This window comes from Leptospira terpstrae serovar Hualin str. LT 11-33 = ATCC 700639 (assembly GCF_000332495.1).
Classification (GTDB): domain Bacteria; phylum Spirochaetota; class Leptospiria; order Leptospirales; family Leptospiraceae; genus Leptospira_A; species Leptospira_A terpstrae.
The window spans coordinates 21,002-39,658 of the sequence record NZ_AOGW02000002.1; the positions used below are offsets into that span (position 1 = coordinate 21,002).

The window sequence follows — 18,657 nt, forward strand, 5'->3', positions numbered from 1 at the left end:
AAATCATTTGATTCTGAGGGGGTCGCACCTCCTATGGAGTTGATGTATCAAAACGGTATCGTACAATTTCCTATCATCATCATCGATGAAGATTTTCGTTCCGAAAATGCCAGTGGTCTTGGCATTCGAGCTATTGCAAAGGCCTTAGAAGGAGAAGGGATTGAAGTGCTGGGAGTCACCAGCTACGGAGATTTAACCAGTTTTGTACAACAACAAAGCCGGGCTTGTGGATTCATCCTTTCCATTGACGATGAAGAATTCACCCCGGAAACAGAAGGTGAAGTTCCCGATGCTTTACGCCAACTAAAAGATTTTGTTACCCAAGTTAGACATAGAAACGCCGACATACCACTGTTCCTCTATGGTGAGACAAGAACTAGTCGCCACATACCCAATAGTATTTTAAAAGAATTACACGGCTTCATCCATATGTTTGAAGACACACCTGAGTTTATGGCAAGGGCCATTCATAGGGAAGTAAAATCCTACTTAGATAGTTTACCACCTCCCTTCTTTCGTGCCTTAACTCAATACGCACATGACGGAAGTTATAGTTGGCATTGCCCAGGGCATTCGGGCGGAGTTGCCTTTTTGAAAAGTCCTGTAGGCCAAATGTTCCACCAATTTTTTGGTGAGAATATGCTTCGAGCTGACGTTTGTAATGCGGTGGATGAACTTGGCCAGCTCCTCGACCACACAGGTCCTATTTCTGCCAGCGAAAGAAACGCAGCGCGAATTTTTCAATGTGATAGTTTGTATTTTGTTACCAATGGAACTTCGACTTCCAACAAAATTGTTTGGCATAGTACAGTAGCACCGGGTGATGTTGTAATTGTAGATCGTAACTGTCACAAAAGTATTTTACATGCAATCACTATGACAGGTGCCATCCCAGTGTTCCTTATGCCTACAAGAAACCATTTTGGAATCATTGGGCCAATTCCTAAATCGGAATTTACTTGGGAAAATATTCAGAAAAAGATCGCAGAACATCCGTTTGCAAAACATGTCAAAGGAAATCCGAGAATCCTTACCATCACACAAAGTACTTATGATGGAATTCTCTATAATGTCGAAGACATCAAATCAGAGTTAGATGGTAAAATCTCAACCCTCCACTTTGATGAAGCATGGCTTCCTCACGCATCCTTTCACAGATTCTATACAGGAATGCATGCCATTGGATCGGACAGACCTCGACCTAAAGAAAGTATGATTTTTGCCACGCAGTCCACTCACAAACTTCTTGCCGGTCTTTCACAAGCAAGTCAGATCCTGGTGCAAAACAGTGAAAAAGAAACTTTAGATAGAAATCTTTTTAATGAAGCATTTTTGATGCACACAAGTACAAGTCCACAGTATGCCATCATTGCATCGTGCGATGTGGCTGCGGCCATGATGGAGTCTCCCGGTGGAAATGCCCTTGTGGAAGAGTCCATTGAGGAAGCACTCGATTTCCGTCGTGCTATGCGCAAAGTCGGATTGGAGTTAGAAGAAGATTGGTGGTTTAGTGTTTGGGGTCCAGAAGCTCTTGCCGATGAAGGGGCAGGAGAACGAGATGAATGGATCCTCAAAGCCAATGACCGTTGGCATGGGTTTGGGGACATTGCTGAAGGATTCAATATGTTGGATCCAATCAAAGCAACAGTCATCACTCCTGGAATGAGCGTGGAAGGTGAATTTGCTGATTGGGGAATCCCAGCCCTCATCCTCACCAAATACTTAGCAGAACACGGGATCATTGTAGAAAAGACCGGTCTCTATAGTTTCTTTATCATGTTTACCATTGGAATTACGAAAGGACGATGGAACACAATGGTGACCGAATTACAGCAGTTCAAAGATGATTATGATTCGAACCAACCACTCTGGCGTGTGATGCCAAAATTTGCAACTGCCCATCCAAAGTATGATCGGATTGGTCTACGAGACCTATGCCAGTCAATGCATGAAGTTTATAGAGCAAACAATATTTCCCACCTAACAACGGAGATGTATTTAAGCCCGATGATTCCTGCGATGAAACCTTCAGAAGCATTTGCAAAAATGGCTCACCGTGACATTGAACGAGTTCCCATTGATGAATTGGAAGGTAGGATTACTTCTGTGTTGTTGACACCATATCCTCCAGGAATTCCACTCCTCATCCCAGGAGAAAAATTCAACATGACGATCATTCGGTATTTACAGTTTGCTCGCGAGTTTAATGCAAAGTTTCCAGGTTTTGAAACGGACATCCATGGACTTGTAGAAGAAAAATCAGAATCGGGACATGTCACTTACTTCATAGACTGTGTATCTGAATAATCATCTAAGCTTATAATCATCCGATGATAAGCTTAGAGAATCGTATTGACTAAAAAAAGGGGATGAATCCCATCCCTTTGTTTTCTCATCCGTTCGAATGGAATCATTCCCACTCAATCATTTTTACAACATCTTTCAAACAATCCTCTCTCGTTCCTTGGTCCTGTTTTAGAACCGGAAGACCAGAATACCATTTCCCATCAGGATACTTTAAATCCACCCAATAGGAGAAAAGAGTCGTTTCGCCGTTGTTGTTTTTGATTTCAATGTTTAGAAGTTTTAGATCAGATACACCCGTCTCTTTATAAAACACTTCTCCATTACGAGTCCTAATCCGAATTTTTTTGGGAACTACCTCAAAGGTGATTCCTTTTTTTTCTTCTCGTTTTTGTTTGAGTTCCCAAGAATCGATACGGACTGAGTCCAGTTCACTGACTGTTAATTTTTTTTTGTAAAGGATTCCATCTTTTGTATGTTCGAAAGCCATCGACTGACTGCCGCTAGATGATTCACCGCGGACGGTCCGTCCATCGCAGAGAGTTAAGTTGATTACTTTAGGCTCAGAAGGATCTTTGTCTCCGCGAGCATTTCGTGGTTCCTTGGATTCTTCCATAGGAAGGGAGGGAAGGTTAGGTTCTTTAGGCAATCGTGGTTCTCCGAGTACCGGAGAAAAAAATCCGAGAGTTCCAACATAAAGAAAGAGTCGCAGTCGGATGAAGTTTTCCATATTCTGACCTTTATCCATGGATGCATTTCTTACTGCAACTTTTCAAACCCTTCCCTTGCCAGTTCTTTTACTCGTCATCATTGGCTCCATCCTTGTTTTAGGCAAAGCCGCTGACGTTCTTGTAGACGAAGCTGTCTCTCTTTCCACACGATGGGGAGTTCCCAAAATGATCATTGGGGCTACGATCGTGAGTTTGGGCACAACCCTTCCTGAAGTTTCCGTATCGGTGCTTTCCGCCCTCGAAGGGAATCCCGGGATTGCTCTTGGAAATGCGGTTGGTTCCATCATTTGTGATACCGGTCTTATTTTAGGAATCGCCATCTTAATCTCTCCACCAGATATCGACAAACGACTTGTGAATCGCCAAGGTTGGATCCAAGTCCTTTCTGGATTTTTGTTAGTGTTTGCGGCCCTTCCCTGGTCCAACCTAACTTCCGTTTTCTCTACGGGCGGACGGATTGACCAAGGAACTGGATTTGTATTTTTACTCCTACTTGCCGTTTACATTTATTTGAGTATCCGTTGGTCCAGATCCAAACCTGGTGAATTGGAAGCCGGAATTGACGATACAACGGAGTATGATTCCGCTCCCTTTTGGATTGTATTTTTAAAATTAGTGGCAGCCATTACCTTTGTGATCCTATCTTCAAAAGTGCTCATCCCGTCTGTACAAGAAACAGCAGTTAGGCTCTCAATTCCAGATTCCATCATTGGAGCAACACTAGTGGCTTTTGGAACTTCCCTACCAGAACTTGTCACAGCCATCCAAGCATCCAGAAGAGGACATTCGGAACTAGCTGTGGGTAACATCATCGGTGCCGATATTTTGAATGTTCTTTTTGTATCAGGTGCCGCCGCTGCTGTCACAAAAAATGGACTCGAAGCCCCAGTTAGTTTTTTTACATTCTACTTTCCATCTATGTTGATTGTCCTAATTCTATTTCGTTTAGGAATAGTTCTCTCCAAAGACAAAATCAAACGACCGTTTGGTGTATTTTTACTTTTCATTTACATCCTTGCCACTGCCGCAGGATTTGTATTTAAAGGGTAATCTTTAGATCCCATCCACCATCTCTTCCAAGTTCAAAAGGGATGGTTCGATTTTTTCTCCATTCATCATAACTCATCTCAAGAACATTCCCTTCTTCTTTTGTGGTCTCGATTTCACAAAACAATCGTTGTGCCCCTTGCCTTATCAATAACTTCCCTCCTTCATTATCAAACTGTTTGGGATGATCGAATACATAAATTTCTCGGTTCTGTTCCATCGCACTATAGGCTGTAGAGATGGTTCCCGACTTTCGTCCCGATTCCATAATGTATACTTTGTCCGCAAGTCCAGAGATGACACGGTTCCGTTTGGGAAATGTCCACTTGGCTGGTTCTGTTTTTAACAAAAATTCCGTTAGGAGGAGTTGGTTTGGATCTTCTTTGATCCTTTTGTATAGATCTCTGTTTCCGGGAGGATATTCCATTCCCAATGTGGTTCCAAGGACACCAACGACAGGAATTCCAAACTCCAAAGCCGAAAGAAAGGCTTGTCTATCAATTCCAAGTGCCATACCGGACACGACCACCAAACTTTTATTTGTTGATAGTAATCGAACAAGTTCTTTCGTCGCAGTAAGGGATACTGGAGAAGACTTTCTTGTTCCTACAATGGCAACCAGAGGAGATTGTAACAAGCCGAGATTTCCCATGTAAGCAAAAACCAATGGAGGGTCATAAATTTCTTTTAGATTTTTGGGGTATGTGGAGTCATAAAAACTCACAAGTTTCCAAAGTGGATTTTTATCCGTTTCCCACTGAAAACATTCTTTTAAACATTGGTTCCAAAAGTCCTCCTCAAAATAATTAGGAAGAACTTGGTAAAGATCTTCAAAGTTAGTGAATTTACACCAAAGTCTTGTTTTACGAAGAAAAGACGAGATCCGAGGATGTCCAAGAATCGAAAGAACCACAATTTAAGAGGTCAATTGGATTTGTTTTGGGCCCCTAATTGGTTTAAGTTTTTGATCACATTGCGATACGAAGTATTTTCTTCTAAAGATTCTCGAATTGTACCTTTTTCTTTCATCTCTTCCAAAATAGATTTGATACGAGTGTATTCATCATAGGCTAAGTTCGATTTTCCCACCTGGTATAAAAAATTGGCTTTGGCAAACCTTGTGGGAACATTATAAGGTTCTTTACGTAAAATTTGATCCAAAAGAGAAAATGCAGTTTCTACTTCATCATAGCCAATTCCAAGTTTTCCATTCCAAACCTCATCCTTCAATGAGGAGTCAAAATATATAAGAGCTAGCTGAAAAGGAAAACGAGAATCCTCTTTGTCTAATTTCGAAAGTTGTTTGAATAAATTAATGGCCCGACTTCGCCTTTTAGGTTCCCAACCCATATCTTTGGATGCATTGGCATAGGCAACTGCAGTCTCATATAACAATTGTTTATCTAACTTTCCTGATTGAATTGCTTTATCAAAATAAGGTAATGCAGATTCATAGGAATGGATTTCAAACCCACCTTGTTTTGCATTGGGGATGGATTCTGCCAAAGCCTCGTCATAATAACGAGCACCCAAATCCGCAGAACCAGCTCGCATATAGGCCCGAGCAATCTTCCAAGAAAGGGCAGCCGATTGGTTGGATTTTTGGACCATTTTTCGGATCCTCTTGTCCATCTCTTCGATTTCCGCTTCTTCTAAGGCCAACTTCTCTTTCCAATTGACGATGTCTTTTTCAGAAGCGGGTTCACCGCCAATGCGCTTGCGGTATCTAGATTCGGTAAGTGACTTTAGATAGTCACAACTTGTAAAACTAAAGCCAAAGAGGACAAGTAGGATGCCCATTGGCAATGAAACCAAAGAAAACCTGCTGTTTTTTGTGCCCATCAGTTCGATTTTAGTTTCTTTCTTTTGGATGAAAAGAAAAAAATGTGATTATGTCTCATAGTTTTCGAAGGTTGGGTGAATCAGATCTATCTCTCCTCCTCCAATGGGAATCGCTATGTTTTCCCAGTGAGGAATGGACAGAGAAAATGATCCAAACCCATCTAGAATTCCATGTAGCTTTTGGTTTGGGAAATCCAGAAACGAAGTGTTATGCTCTCGTTTGTGAAACTCCTTGGGAAATTGAAATCTTTCGGATTGCAACACTACCCAACTATCGAAAGTTAGGTTTGGCAAAAGAACTTTTAATGGCTCTCTTCAAAGAATTCCCAAAAAAAGAATTCTTTTTGGAAGTTAAGGAATCAAACGAACCAGCCATCAGACTTTACCAGTCCGTTGGTTTTATAGAATTAGAGAGACGTAAAAAATACTATCCAGACGGTTCTACTGCCGTTCTGATGAAAAGGAATCCCATCGAATGAAAAATGCATATGTTACTGGCGCATCCCAAGGAATTGGAAAAGAATTTGTTCGATCACTCAGTAAAGACTATAATGTCTTTTTGATTTCGCGCACGGAATCCGATTTAAAAAAAGTAATCTTAGAATTAGAACCTAAGTCCAGAGGGATCTTAAAATACTTTGCACTTGATCTTACCAAAAAGAAAGATGTGGAAGAACTATCTGAAATCATAGCAAAAGATAAAGATGCAGAACTAGTAGTGAACAATGCTGGTTTTGGAACTGTGGGTGAGTTTGCAGCATTACCTCTAGATAAAGAACTAGATGAAGTAAACTTAAATGTAAAAACATTAGTTCACTTAAGCCACACAGCTCTGAATCGATTCAAAAAAAATAAAAAAGGTTATTTGATTAATGTGGCGTCTATTGCTGGTTATTTGCCAGCACCAGGTAGTGCCATTTATGCCGCTACAAAAGCCTTTGTAAAATCCTTTACGGAATCCATCCATGAAGAAGCCAAACTTCACGACATATATGTACAAGCACTTTGTCCAGGACTTACTCATTCCGACTTTCACCAAAGAGCAGGAATCAGTAAATCAAAGTATCCTTCGTTTATGTGGCAAAATGCAGATGTAGTGGTAGAAGAATCACTCAGCGCCCTTCGTAATAATCAAGCAGTATGTATCACAGGTTCCTTTAATCAAGGTGCGATCACTATTTCCGAACTCATCCCACGAGGTTTTTTGCGAAGGTTGAGTGGGAAATACTTAAAACTAGAAGAGGAATAGAATCGGATGGATGTTGCAAAATTAGATGCCTGGTATCGTAGATTACTTGTAATCTTTTCTATTCTCGCCGGAGGATTTCAAGTATACTATGAAGGTAATATTTGGATCAATGCTGTCTTTGTAGTTCTCATGGCAGGGGTTGTGGGTTACTTCACTAATTTCCTTGCTATCAAAATGTTATTCCAACCTAAACATGGAAAGGTGCTTGGTTGGTCAGGGCTTGTTCCTAAAAACAAATCCAAAATTGCGAAGTCACTTGGCGAAAGTATCCAAAGTAACTTACTCCATCCAGATATTATTTTATCTTATATCTATGAACGTAATCTTGTAGAAACGGGAATCCAGAAAATAGTCAAAGAAATTGATGAAGCCATCCACAATGTCGAAATTCGAACGATGCTTGTGACAAAAATCATTTCTATGTTAAAAGAAAGAGGACCAGAGATATTAGAAGTTATCTTTGATTTTTCCGAAGAAACAATGAAAAAGATGGCGGAACGTCCAGAAGAAATTCAAAAACTTTGGGACTACGCTAAGGATCGCCTAACGTATTATCTAACAGAAGAAGCCAATCGGGAAGATTTAGGAAAACAACTCAGAGTGGTTCTTTTGGAAGAAATGCCAAAACTAGCAAACCTACTCAACGAAGGATTAGAAGAGTATCTAAAAACCAGAAGTACACTTGGAAAAATTGGGATTGGTGTAAAAAAGATTTTTTCCTTCAACGAAGAAGCCATCCGTGAACTATTGGAGCGATTTGTAAAAGACCCAGAAACATCTGACCAGTTCATGAAGATGATGGATGAAATGATGGCCGGTCTCCAAGAAAGATTGAACTCCAAAGAAACACAAGAATTCATTACAGGGAAAATTTCCAATTGGTTGGAAGCCAGTGGCGACTATGCAAGGCAAAACTTATTACCTTCTGGAATTGAAAGATTACAATCCTACTTAGATGATCCTAACAACTGGGAAGAAATCGAAAAAAACTTCTTCCGGGCCGTGGATTGGGTAAAAAAACGTCTTCTTGAATTTATGAATAGTGAAGAGGGAAAAGTTTATCTCAAAACCAATATTGAGAAATTTGTACATAATATCAACGTAACCGCACTGGTTGAAGAGCGAGTGATGGCACTTGACACTGACGATTTAGAAAAAATGATCTTGGACAATACTGGCGGGAACTTAGTCGTTATACAGTTCTTAGGTGGGATTTTAGGAATGATTGCAGGTCTTATCCAAGTCCATATCTATTTTGCAGTCCCAGTGGGTGCCCTTGTCCTCATTACCTACATTGCACATTATCGAAATCAAAAACGATTTCCCACGGAATCACAAAATTCAACATGAACTTCCTAATTAAAATTCCCTTTTTGATTTTCTTTATTATCCTGTTCGGTTTCACATTGCAATGTGCTGAAAAAAAAAGTTTTGTTAAATTGGTTTCAAAGGAAAACGATTCTGGGCTTTTGTATTTGGTTCGGCCGGATCATCCGGCACTTTCACTCTGGGACTACGAATGTTTATTATCGCGTTATCCAGATAAATTTTCATCTCGAATCCAACCGATTCCTATTTATAAATTAGAACTCGAAAATTCATCTCTCGGTTATTTAAGATTGCAAGAAGGAACTTACCGATTAGATGTCGTTGGTAAATCAGACGCCACCAAAGTATTTCAAATCAAAAAAGGTGAAGAAAAATATATAGAACTAAAAATCTTTAGTGAAACAAAACTTAGCAGAAGTGAATTAACATTTCGAGAAATTGATAGAGAGACTACTTTATCAGAAATCCTTTCTGTTCCTGTTTTTGCCGAACACCAGTTTCAATCAGTACAAATGCCTATTGAGTAAAACTAAAAACTCTTTTGCAAACTTGGACTGGCCTAGGTTCATCCAGTCCACATGCCCTCCACCTCGTATTTCCCAAAAAACCTTCGGTTCCCCTGCCAACCCAAAAATCTGTTTTCCATTTTCAAAAAATACAACTGTATCTTCGGTTCCATGAATGATGAGAAGTGGGATAGGAGAAAGTTTGGCAATCGAATCACGAGGACTTGTGCGATCATGAAAAAGCCAAGCAAACATGTTTCCGATTGGAGGAAACAGCACTTGGTTCATTGTCTGTTTGGCAACTTCTCTATAAGATGGAAACGATCCATCGATACAAAATAATACCACTTCATTTTTATCTTTCCAATCAGAGAGTGACTTCATCGCTATCGCACCGCCTAGACTCTGGCCGTAAACAATCAACTTTGTACTTTTGTCTCTAGCCTCTTGCAATGCGAAGTCTAAAATAAGATTACTATCTTCCAATATGTCGTCAGGGTCTGGTTCTCCTTCTGAATCTCCATAACCCCTGTAGTCAAAAACAATCAGTTCATAACCATGATTCACAAGCCAAACAAGAGATATAAAATGTGCACTCATGTTTTGACCGTTTCCATGAAATTGAAGGATGACTGCTTTCGGTGTTTCAAACTTTTTAGAGTAAATTCGCCAAACATTTAACTTCACACCATCTTTCGTGGTTAGTAAGGAAGGATCATAAGAAAAACCCATTTGTTTTGGAGTGAAATAAGTTTCCTTTGTCGGATGATAATACAATACCGAACAATTTATCAATACTAAACTAAAACAAATAATGATATGATATAAGTGCTTCTTCATAAAACCTCTCCCCATTCACTTCTACTCGTAATTCATGCGTATTTGAAAATGCATATCTAATTTTAAACGTAGCATAATAAGAATTCAAATTATGGCTTAGCTGGTAATTTTGAGCAGTGGCTCCAGTATAAATCTTCCAGGCACCCCATTCTTTTTGGTAAAGTAAACTTAAGTTTCCCCCATAACGGACTCCATTTTCAAACATCCTTCCATTTTGTACTTTAACACCAGCAAGAACACTGAGTACTCCCATACTCATTGGTGTTTTTCCAAATTCATTCGAAAATGAATATCCTAATCGTAAATCAAAGTTACCGACTTGTTTTCGCAACGTTTCATCATTATTTCGATAAACAGCTGTTTGGATACCAGTATCAAAAATATATGAAAAATCTTTTGAAATTGAATTATATGGATTTAAGGATGCTACCTTCACTGCACTCATCGCAGTTAGTTCCGGTTTTTTATTTTCGTATGTGCGCACTGTCGTATCAAAAAAAGCCAACTCTGAATTAGGTGCATGGCCCTTACTCACATTCATTAAATCATGATAAGCAATTCTATATTGAAACTCAGCAAAATTCCCCAAAGAAGAAGCACCAAAGGAAGTGGCAGCTCTGCTCACTGGATGGGAAGATTCAGGGGGTGTGGACAGCGGAATTTGTTCATTCGCTGTATATTCGTCATTTTGTTTACTTCGAAATATTAAAAGTTTATCATAATAATCTTTATGTTGTTTCGGAATTGTTTTTTTTTCTGAATAACGGTATCGAAAAGTATCCAAAACTGCATCAGTAACAAGTGACATTCGGAAATTATCTTTTGGTTCAGGAAGAAAGGCATTTTCAAAACGTATCATTTCAAAGTATGTTGTTCTTTCCTCTTCGGACATATCAAAAATTTTATATTTAATTTTGGAATAGAGGGATGGACGATATTTTTTGGAAATTACAAGTCCATCTTCAGCTAAGTAAAGTTTTATGGTGTCTCCCGGAGCAACAATCCAACCGGTTTTTTTGCTAATGTCTAACTCAGGCATCGCAACTTCCAGAATCTCCATCAAATGATACGAACAATTCTCATTGATAAAGAAGTAATCAAAGTCGGCCCTTCCCATTTCCCAAAGATGCCGCAAAAACCTTTCTCTTTCCTCTGGTTTTAGTTTTAGTTTGTACTCCCAAAGATCACGACTTTCCATGTCATTGTATTCGTTTACTTTTAAATAGTAAGGGAAAATGGCAAAACTGCCTGGATACCCTCCAGTCAAACCTCTGTAAGCGTAAGAAAATGGATCCATTTCTCCTGGAGTCGCTGCATAATTCACACCATAATCTAACAACTCTGCATTTTCATTTACTTTGTTATTCAGTTTGATTAGTGTATGTCCAAACATCGATGCAGGTGCTTGCATATAATAAGAGGAAAAAACTACAGAGAGAGATTCTGGATTTAGTGCCTCTTTCCATACTTCAAACCTTTCGCAGGGAACTTGTACTAACCGAGTAGGATCAAACCTTAACTTTTCTTTTAGCCAATGGTATCGTTCGGGATAACCACATTGTGGATGCTGTAATCCTTCCGGAATTGGTTCTTCAGTAAAAAAACTATGGAGTGTTGCAATTAATTCTTTTTCGGGATTATGTTTTCCATCTTCAGCAAGAAAATAACGTTTATTATCTACTTCACTTTCCCAATAACCCCATCTCGTTTTATTAAAACGCAAAAGTCGGTACCAATGGGTTTCTTCCGATAAATGTTTTTCCTTTGCTTCGTTTATCAGCTCTTGGAGATATTGCTGAGACTTAAGTGATTTGGGAATTTCTTTTCCCTGGTTTCTAGCCGTTAAAAAATCCAGTTCTAGTATATTGATGCTTCCGGGAGGTTCAATCGCCCCAAGCGAAGTAGTAAAGAGGATAAAAAGAAGAGTAAGTAAGTACAGAGGAAACACCAGAGTATCCAAATGATCGGATACTCTGATTTTTTACAAAGGTTTAGATTTTACAGTAATTTTTTACTGTTTGGTCTTTTTCCAAAGTTTCGTGAAGGTTTGACAACATCAAACTTGGGTTTGCTTTAGATTCTTCTGTGAAGATTCTAGAGTAGTTTTCTTTTACTACTTCATTGAAGCGAACACCAGACTTGCACTCAAAAAGAGTTGCTAGGTTGGAAAGTTTTTCCCCTTTCCCAGCAGCCATTTCTTGCTCTAAGCTGTCAAAATTCATATGCACATAAATTTCACGTGCATGTTCTTTTTGAGCAACGCCATCAGCTTTACAGTTTGACGTTCCAGTAGTGATTCCGAAAGTTTGGCTTCCTGAAGTTCCGTTTGTAGTGGCAACAAAGATTTGGTTGCCAGCAGGCATTACCAATGTTCCAAGACCACATCCCGCCATACCATATTTAGGTGCAGCAGACATTTGCGAAGCAAGGAGAACCATGGAGATTCCGATTGTGGAGATGAGTGTTAACTTTTTCATTTTATTTCATATCTCCTTAGATTTGTGAACAAGACTTAGCGAGGATTTTATCGCTTTTTACTTCTGATTTAACAGCTGAAAGTACACTTGCAGGTGTAGAATCCTCAGTGATGAGTTTAGCATAGTTTTCTTTCGTTACTTGGCCAAATCTGGATAAAGAATCACTAGAACAACCAAGAAGGTTTCCAAGAGACTCTAATTTTTCCCCTTTCCCTGATGCCATTTCTTGGCCTAGAGAATCATAGTTCATAGTGATGAACAATTCTTGTACTTTGTCTTGTTTTACAACACCGTCAGCTGTGCAATTGGAAGTTCCAGAGGTAATACCAAAAGTTTGGTTTCCGTAAATCCCATTTAATGTCGCAGCAAAAATTTGTGTAATATCATTAGATGTAATCGCTAATGATCCTAAACCGCAACCAGCCATACCATATTTTTTTGCTTCCACAGATGTAGATGTCATAGTGACAGCTACAAAGGCAGCAGACAAAAATAGGACTGAAGTAAATCTTTTTCCCATTTCGAATTCTCCTTTTGAAACTTTCGAATCAAATTCGGACGAACTCTAATCGATCTTTTTCAATAGTCAAAAACTTTTTTGAAAGGGCTTATAATTTCTTTCCTAGGGGCTTCGATAATGAAAAGGAATTAGAACCAAAATAAATCTGGGTTATGTAGCGTATAACACTTGCTTTTTCGGGGTTTCGGGGCCAAAAATTTATCTGAATGTGATTCAGAATTTGAAACCTTATTCTTATTTTTCCAAAAATTCAATCCCCGAATAAACCAACACTGGTTTGCCATTGACTGTTTTTAGTTCCATGGGCTCTCCTAGATTCCTACCAAACCCCAAAATCCGAAGGGTTGTTGGTGATTCCATTTTACAAGGCAAACTGATTTTATTTTCCATACCACCTAGCGAGTAGGTAACGATGGCAAAAAGAAAACCACGTTTGTCTTTTTTTAGTTCCACACTTGGGATTAAAGAATAGGGGTCATTTGTTTGATAGGCGGTAAAGTAAGACTTGTCCGGCAATGGTTGGTCCGGTTGAAAGTGAAGGGCAAAACCGATACTTCCTTTTGCAAGATCACGAGAATACAGAGTGAATATTTTTTCCCCTTCCCAAGTTTCAAATTCGATACGAAAACTTTCGATGGTTTTATCTTTCACTGGAATCAGACCGAAAAACAAACGCAAGTTGGTACCAAAACGGTTTTCTCGTTCGATTAAATCAAAGTCGAATCCCATAATTTCTAATTGGGGAGTATTGCCTTCCTTTAATTCATGAACCCCAAAAGGGGATACATAAAGTCCGAAAAAACCATCCAATTTGTTTTGGTCTTTTCTATCTGCTATTGGTGGGGATTCCAATGTTAATCCTGTTTTGTATTCATAAATTAAATGTAAAATTTCTTTGTTCGTTGGCTGGATGGAACCTGTGGCTAAGCCCAAAGTATTTCCTGCAAGAAAACTGGCTGTTTCTGTTTCAGGATCGTATACTAAATCGGCAAAATAAGGTGGCAATGAACCCGAATGTCCAAAGGTCAAAACTGTTTTTCCGCCACCCACCAATTCCTGAATTAAAACAGGGAGACCTAGTTTCATTTGAAAATTGGAGATAGGACCTTTTTGGATGCGGTGGAATTCTGCAAAACTTTCTTTGGAAAGCAGACCTTTGTCTTTTTTACTCAAGAAGAAAGATTTCATAAAGAAACCCATATCCTCACTAGTTGTAGAAATTGATCCCGCCGTTAGGTCACGAATGAGAGGTCGGCTTGTTTTTGTTTTCCAAAAGATTCCTTGGTATCCAGGAACTAATTCCGAACCTTCATGAAACTCGAGTAAGGTGGAATTTTTCATTCCTGCTTTCAAAAAAATTTCTTTTTGGAAGTAATCCTCAATTCCCAATCCTGAGGTGCGTTCGATCACTGTGCCCAAAAGACTAAAGCCAAAATTAGAATAGGAATGTGCTTTCTTTGGTTCTATTCTTTCAATTTTGGATAACCTTTTAGAAAGGCCACGAAACGAATCTAGAACTTCCATATCACTTGCGTCAGGTGAAAGAAAAAACCCAGAAGCTAAGTCAGAAGGAAGTCCCGATTGGTGTGTCAGGATATCCCGGATTGTGATCTCACTTAAGTTTGGTTTACTCTTTAGCATTTCCTTGATTTCAGGAAGGAACTTCGAAACAGGGTCATCTAACTTCAGTTTGCCTTTTTCTTGTAACTGCAAAAGAGCTATCCCTGTAAAAAGTTTTGTGATGCTCCCAATTTTAAACCTTTGGATCGAGTTTTTGTTATCCCCCCCTAGTTTTCCTGATTGGATCTTTCCATCACCTAACAAATACATATAAGATAAAGATTGGATTCCAGAGTTTTGTAATGCTTCAATTTTGGATTGAACTACTTTCTCTGTGGTTACTGTGTTATTATGGTAACCCTCTGTTGGTTTTTCTTGTAAACTTGTACATTGGAGGAGGAAGAGGAATATATTTAAAAATAGGAAAAAGGATTTTCGTTTGTGATTTGTAAAAGGTGGCTTAGGAAAAAATAAGGGCAATGGTTGGAAAGGAAGAATGGATTCTTCTTTGACCTTTGGTATGGACTGAGCGGAAGACTTAGGTTTTTTAGAGGACCGGGGTGTCATTCCCCTTAAAAAATAGAATCACTAATCTACCGCAAGCCCATAAAACAAAGAACTCCTCAAACCTATGGAATGAGGAGTGATCGCTATGCCAAAAGGAAAGAACTACAATTGGATCCTTGCCTTTGGGTTTTGTTTGTTAGTTTAGGTATTAGCCTACCAACCACAAAATCTTAGTCTTGGATCACACTCATTGAATATTCAGAAATTGCTTCACGGCGTTTCTCTGCATAGTCTTTATGGAACCAAAGGTCTTGGGTATTTTTGGCCGTCTTTTTGTTTCCGACAGTAATGGTAGTCATACAATGATCCACCGCATACTTCATGGCTTCTTTACCAGTTTCTCCAAGTCCCTTATTTCGTTTTTTACGAGTGATCTCAGCACCTTGTTTGTTGACCCTAACAACTAACTTATCGTAGTCAGAGTCATCAATACAGAAAACAGTTTCTTTTTTGGCATCCTTCCACTTGACATCCACTTCGTAGAGTGGTGCTGCTGAAATATTGATAAAACCTAAGTCAAAAAGTTCAGGCCAATACTCATAGAAAAAAGACAACATTAGAGAACGAATGGCATACCCATCAAAATCCGCATCCGTGATTATACTGATACGGTCATAATGCAATTCATCAATGGACTTCACTTTTTGATCTAGAGGAAGGCCCACAATGGCTACAATGTTTTTCATCTCTTCATTTTGTAAGGCCTTGGCCAGTGACATTCCCTTACAGTTGAGTGGTTTTCCTCTTAAAGGAAAAAGACCATGGAGTTTTGGATTTCTTGCTGGACGTAACCCCGCAATCGCTGAGTCCCCTTCCGCTACAAAGAGAATTCGGCCTGGATCGTTTGGTTTGCCCGTTGGAGGCATAAGCTTAGGGATGTTGTTCCGAGACGCCTTACGGAGGCCTTTCTGCGCGTCCTCAAGCTGTTTTAGCTGGGTTCTACGCTCCATCACCATCTTGATTTCTTCAATGAGACCCGTTTTCTTTAAAAGTTTGTCCAAATGTTTGTCGACTGACTTTCGGATGTCATCATTCAAATCATTGATGAGATAAGATTTATCTTGGGATTTAAAACGGGGATTGAGGATACGAAGGTTTACATACATGTGAAAACAACTTCTAACATCGTTTCTCGTACATTGTGTATTGAGTTTCTTTTCTAAACTCACAATTTGCGATTTTTTACGAATCTCATCACAAAGTCTGTTTTCCAAATACTCAATGGCCGAACCACCTTGTGGACAGAAAATCGAATTCACCCATGTGAGAGTTTTATTTTGGCCCACAACTACATATGTGTCCATATTGATTTGGGAAGAAGAAGCCTTATCAGTGTAATCTAACTTATAGTAAACCATCTCTGAGTTACTAAAAATCTCATCAAAACCTTTTTTGAATTTATACTTTTCCTTTCCTGTTTTATGGATGAAAACTACTTCCAAACCAGGGTTAGACATCGCAATGTCTTGTAAGTATTGTTTCACCAAATTGATGTTAAAAGAAGTGTCTAGGTTGTTAAAGTAAACAGAATTGAGCTCGAATTCAACTGTAGTTCCATGGTCTTCTTTTTTAGCGGCTTCTACAACGGCAGTCATTCCTGTTTTGTCACAAGGTGCTTTTAGTTGTTTGATTTGGTCTGCAGATAAAAGCGGACAATCAGCAAAAGATCCATGTTCGTCAAAATATAAAAACACACGTTCCGTATCTTCTTTGGAAAGTTTAAAGCTACGAACTACTTTTTTTACATCATCGTGGATGCTAAACATCTTCTTGTATGCTTTGCCACCGTTGATGGTTTTCACACGAAAGAAAGAAGAGACCATACGAACAAGCGAGATCCCCACACCATTTTGTCCTGCCACATGATCTTCTTTGGCTAAATCATCAAAGTTTTCACCATACATCAAATGAAGGTAAACACCTTCTGCATTGTCCGCAGGAATTCCGCGACCGTTGTCTTGGATGGTGACTCGTTTGCGATCTGTAGACAATTGAACAATGAGTTTGTTCATTTTGTCTTTTTCAGGGATGGCTTTATCGTTTAAGTTTTTTCTATACTCATCCACGCAGTTCATACATGCTTCATCCAAACATTTGAGTTTGGCGGGGATGTCAGAAAGTTCTTCGTGAAGAATGTCGTATGTACCGGCACTATCTTTTGTGAAAAAATGTTGTTCAAATGTGGACAAAGAGTTTTGGCCAAGCCACATTCCTGTCCGCATACGAACGTGTTCTACGTGAGATAATTTCTTAAAATTTCGCGAATTTCCTGAGGTTTTTTCAGTTTTTTGAGCCATAATTGATTATTTCGGATCCCATTTTTTCTTCAGTTCATCGAGTTCATCGGTCATAAAACCGGTGAGTTTTTTATCATCTTTTTGAAGCGCTGTGTATTCTGTGAATTTAGTTTTTGCTTCTACAATGGCATCTTCACATTTACGAACTTCTTCCAAAGTCATTCGATACACGGGGATTGAAGACAACCATTCAAAGTAAATGAACTTAGCTGCTTTCAATTTATCTTCAAATTCTTTTTTGGATTTAATCCCTGTTACTTTTTCGTTCCATTTTTCTTTAATGAATCGAATGAGTTCTGAGTTCCGATCAATCTTTTCTTTTTCTAAACCTGCCAACCGTTTGAAACGACGGATAAGATGGGTTTTTCTGAAATCACAGAATCGTTTGATAATTTCTTCGGGATTAAAGTTACGAAGTTTTCCTTCGTGAGTGATTACGTTAATTGTAAGGACTTCATTGTTTTCTTTCGTAAAAAGTTCTTTGATTTCTTTTTCGGAAGGTTCTTCGCCTTTTTTAGCGATAAGTTCAATTTTGAAAGTTTGGCTGGAATGGTCTACATAGTCTTTGAGCCAGTTATCTTTTCTCTCAATCAAATCATCTAAGTAGTTCACCACTTTTTCGCGGTTCCAGTTCATTGGAGAATCCACGAGGAATAACTTCCCATCTTCCTTTTTGAATCCAAAGGTAGTGGACATCACTGTGCTACCATTGTCATTTTTGGACAACTTCACTTCTCCGCCGTACCCTTTGTACCATGGAGTTACTTTTTTTGGTTTTCCTGTTTTGAGATAAGTAACTTGGGAATCGATTACATCACTTAGTTTGTGAGCAGGAATGAAACAACGAAACCCTGTGGCAATCCCTTGGATGTTGTTTAAGAGTACAACAGGAACTTTTCCCACAAAGTGAATGGGTTCGTCTTCTGTTTCATCATAGTTTTTGACATAATCAATGTCAGGTAGACTTTCAAAGAATCCTAAATCCTTCGCAAAGTCAGATAGTTTTACTTCTGTATAACGAGGAGAGGCAATTGCATTCGGATCCAAAACATCACCGAAGGTTCCTTCCCCATGCACTAACGGATAATTGTTAGCAAAGGCAAAGTCTTGTGCCATTTGGGAAAGGGCATCTTGGATAGAACGATCTCCATGCGGATGATATCCCATGGCAAGACCCGCCACTTTTACCGTTTTCGTGTGACGGTTACGAGCATCCGAGTTCCACATCGCCCAAAGGATCCTTCGTTGAACAGGCTTTAGACCATCAATTTCTTGCGGAATGGCTCTTGAATCGCATACATAGCGAGAGTATTTCCTTTGGTCATCATTCACTTGGTCTTCAAAGGGGCGTTTCGGATACTGTTCTTCGTTCTTCATGGTTCCAAATG

Annotated in this window: 16 protein-coding genes; 6 read left to right on the forward strand and 10 right to left on the reverse strand. The window is 39.1% G+C overall.

All coding sequences use genetic code 11. The annotated features are described in order from the left end of the window. The first annotated feature begins 42 nt into the window (after window positions 1–42). On the forward strand, window positions 43–2,307 hold the full coding sequence (locus tag LEP1GSC203_RS00240; protein WP_039936856.1) for an Orn/Lys/Arg family decarboxylase: 2,265 nt from the start codon (window positions 43–45) through the stop codon (window positions 2,305–2,307). Window positions 2,308–2,410: 103 nt separating this feature from the next. On the opposite strand, the gene LEP1GSC203_RS00245 is transcribed toward LEP1GSC203_RS00240, so the two are convergent. Continuing rightward, a complete protein-coding gene (locus tag LEP1GSC203_RS00245) occupies window positions 2,411–3,052 on the reverse strand; it encodes a hypothetical protein (RefSeq protein ID WP_002971911.1) in 642 nt (213 codons plus the stop codon). On the opposite strand from LEP1GSC203_RS00245, the gene LEP1GSC203_RS00250 reads away from it, so the two are divergent. Further along, the gene (locus LEP1GSC203_RS00250) at window positions 3,051–4,085 is read left to right on the forward strand and encodes a sodium:calcium antiporter (protein WP_002971881.1); all 1,035 of its coding nucleotides are present in this window, start codon (window positions 3,051–3,053) and stop codon (window positions 4,083–4,085) included. The two genes, LEP1GSC203_RS00245 and LEP1GSC203_RS00250, sit on opposite strands and share 2 nt — an antisense overlap. Here the strand turns inward: LEP1GSC203_RS00250 and LEP1GSC203_RS00255 are convergent. Continuing rightward, window positions 4,075–4,995: a DNA-processing protein DprA gene (locus LEP1GSC203_RS00255; protein WP_002971710.1), complete on the reverse strand. Its 921-nt coding sequence runs from the start codon at window positions 4,993–4,995 to the stop codon at window positions 4,075–4,077. The two genes, LEP1GSC203_RS00250 and LEP1GSC203_RS00255, sit on opposite strands and share 11 nt — an antisense overlap. Window positions 4,996–5,006: 11 nt before the next feature. Next, window positions 5,007–5,924, reverse strand: a complete 918-nt coding sequence (locus tag LEP1GSC203_RS00260; RefSeq protein WP_002971748.1) for a tetratricopeptide repeat protein — start codon at window positions 5,922–5,924, stop codon at window positions 5,007–5,009. 50 nt (window positions 5,925–5,974) lie between these two features. Between LEP1GSC203_RS00260 and LEP1GSC203_RS00265 the strand changes: the two genes are divergently transcribed. From LEP1GSC203_RS00265 to LEP1GSC203_RS00280, 4 genes are read left to right on the forward strand one after another with little or no spacing between them, the layout of a single operon-like run. Next, window positions 5,975–6,403 (forward strand): GNAT family N-acetyltransferase, encoded by a 429-nt coding sequence (locus tag LEP1GSC203_RS00265; RefSeq protein ID WP_002971855.1) that lies wholly within the window; start codon window positions 5,975–5,977, stop codon window positions 6,401–6,403. After that, window positions 6,400–7,173, forward strand: coding sequence for an SDR family NAD(P)-dependent oxidoreductase (locus LEP1GSC203_RS00270; RefSeq protein ID WP_002971724.1), 774 nt, complete (start codon window positions 6,400–6,402; stop codon window positions 7,171–7,173). Before LEP1GSC203_RS00265 ends, LEP1GSC203_RS00270 begins: the two co-directional genes overlap by 4 nt. Before the next feature lie 6 nt (window positions 7,174–7,179). After that, a complete protein-coding gene (locus LEP1GSC203_RS00275; RefSeq protein ID WP_002971778.1) occupies window positions 7,180–8,523 on the forward strand; it encodes a DUF445 family protein in 1,344 nt (447 codons plus the stop codon). Further along, window positions 8,520–9,029 (forward strand): hypothetical protein, encoded by a 510-nt coding sequence (locus tag LEP1GSC203_RS00280; RefSeq protein ID WP_002971670.1) that lies wholly within the window; start codon window positions 8,520–8,522, stop codon window positions 9,027–9,029. Before LEP1GSC203_RS00275 ends, LEP1GSC203_RS00280 begins: the two co-directional genes overlap by 4 nt. Here LEP1GSC203_RS00280 and LEP1GSC203_RS00285 read toward each other — a convergent pair. The 7 genes from LEP1GSC203_RS00285 to LEP1GSC203_RS00315 form a co-directional block, all read right to left on the reverse strand. Then, a complete protein-coding gene (locus LEP1GSC203_RS00285) occupies window positions 9,006–9,848 on the reverse strand; it encodes an alpha/beta hydrolase (protein WP_039936771.1) in 843 nt (280 codons plus the stop codon). The two genes, LEP1GSC203_RS00280 and LEP1GSC203_RS00285, sit on opposite strands and share 24 nt — an antisense overlap. Continuing rightward, window positions 9,811–11,796 carry an Lnb N-terminal periplasmic domain-containing protein gene (locus LEP1GSC203_RS00290; RefSeq protein WP_002971599.1) on the reverse strand — a complete coding sequence of 662 codons (1,986 nt, stop codon included), beginning with the start codon at window positions 11,794–11,796 and terminating at the stop codon, window positions 9,811–9,813. Before LEP1GSC203_RS00290 ends, LEP1GSC203_RS00285 begins: the two co-directional genes overlap by 38 nt. A gap of 43 nt (window positions 11,797–11,839) precedes the next feature. Continuing rightward, complete coding sequence (locus tag LEP1GSC203_RS00295; RefSeq protein WP_002971915.1) at window positions 11,840–12,325, reverse strand: DUF3015 family protein; 486 nt, start codon at window positions 12,323–12,325, stop codon at window positions 11,840–11,842. A gap of 16 nt (window positions 12,326–12,341) precedes the next feature. Next, a complete protein-coding gene (locus LEP1GSC203_RS00300) occupies window positions 12,342–12,845 on the reverse strand; it encodes a DUF3015 domain-containing protein (RefSeq protein WP_002971780.1) in 504 nt (167 codons plus the stop codon). Between the two features lie 234 nt (window positions 12,846–13,079). Then, entirely contained in the window at window positions 13,080–14,972 is a 1,893-nt protein-coding gene (locus LEP1GSC203_RS00305; protein WP_002971901.1) for a serine hydrolase domain-containing protein, read from the reverse strand. Between the two features lie 170 nt (window positions 14,973–15,142). Continuing rightward, a complete protein-coding gene (locus tag LEP1GSC203_RS00310) occupies window positions 15,143–17,269 on the reverse strand; it encodes a toprim domain-containing protein (RefSeq protein ID WP_002971880.1) in 2,127 nt (708 codons plus the stop codon). 6 nt (window positions 17,270–17,275) lie between these two features. Beyond that, window positions 17,276–18,646: a DNA gyrase subunit A gene (locus LEP1GSC203_RS00315; RefSeq protein WP_002971667.1), complete on the reverse strand. Its 1,371-nt coding sequence runs from the start codon at window positions 18,644–18,646 to the stop codon at window positions 17,276–17,278. Window positions 18,647–18,657 lie beyond the last annotated feature (11 nt).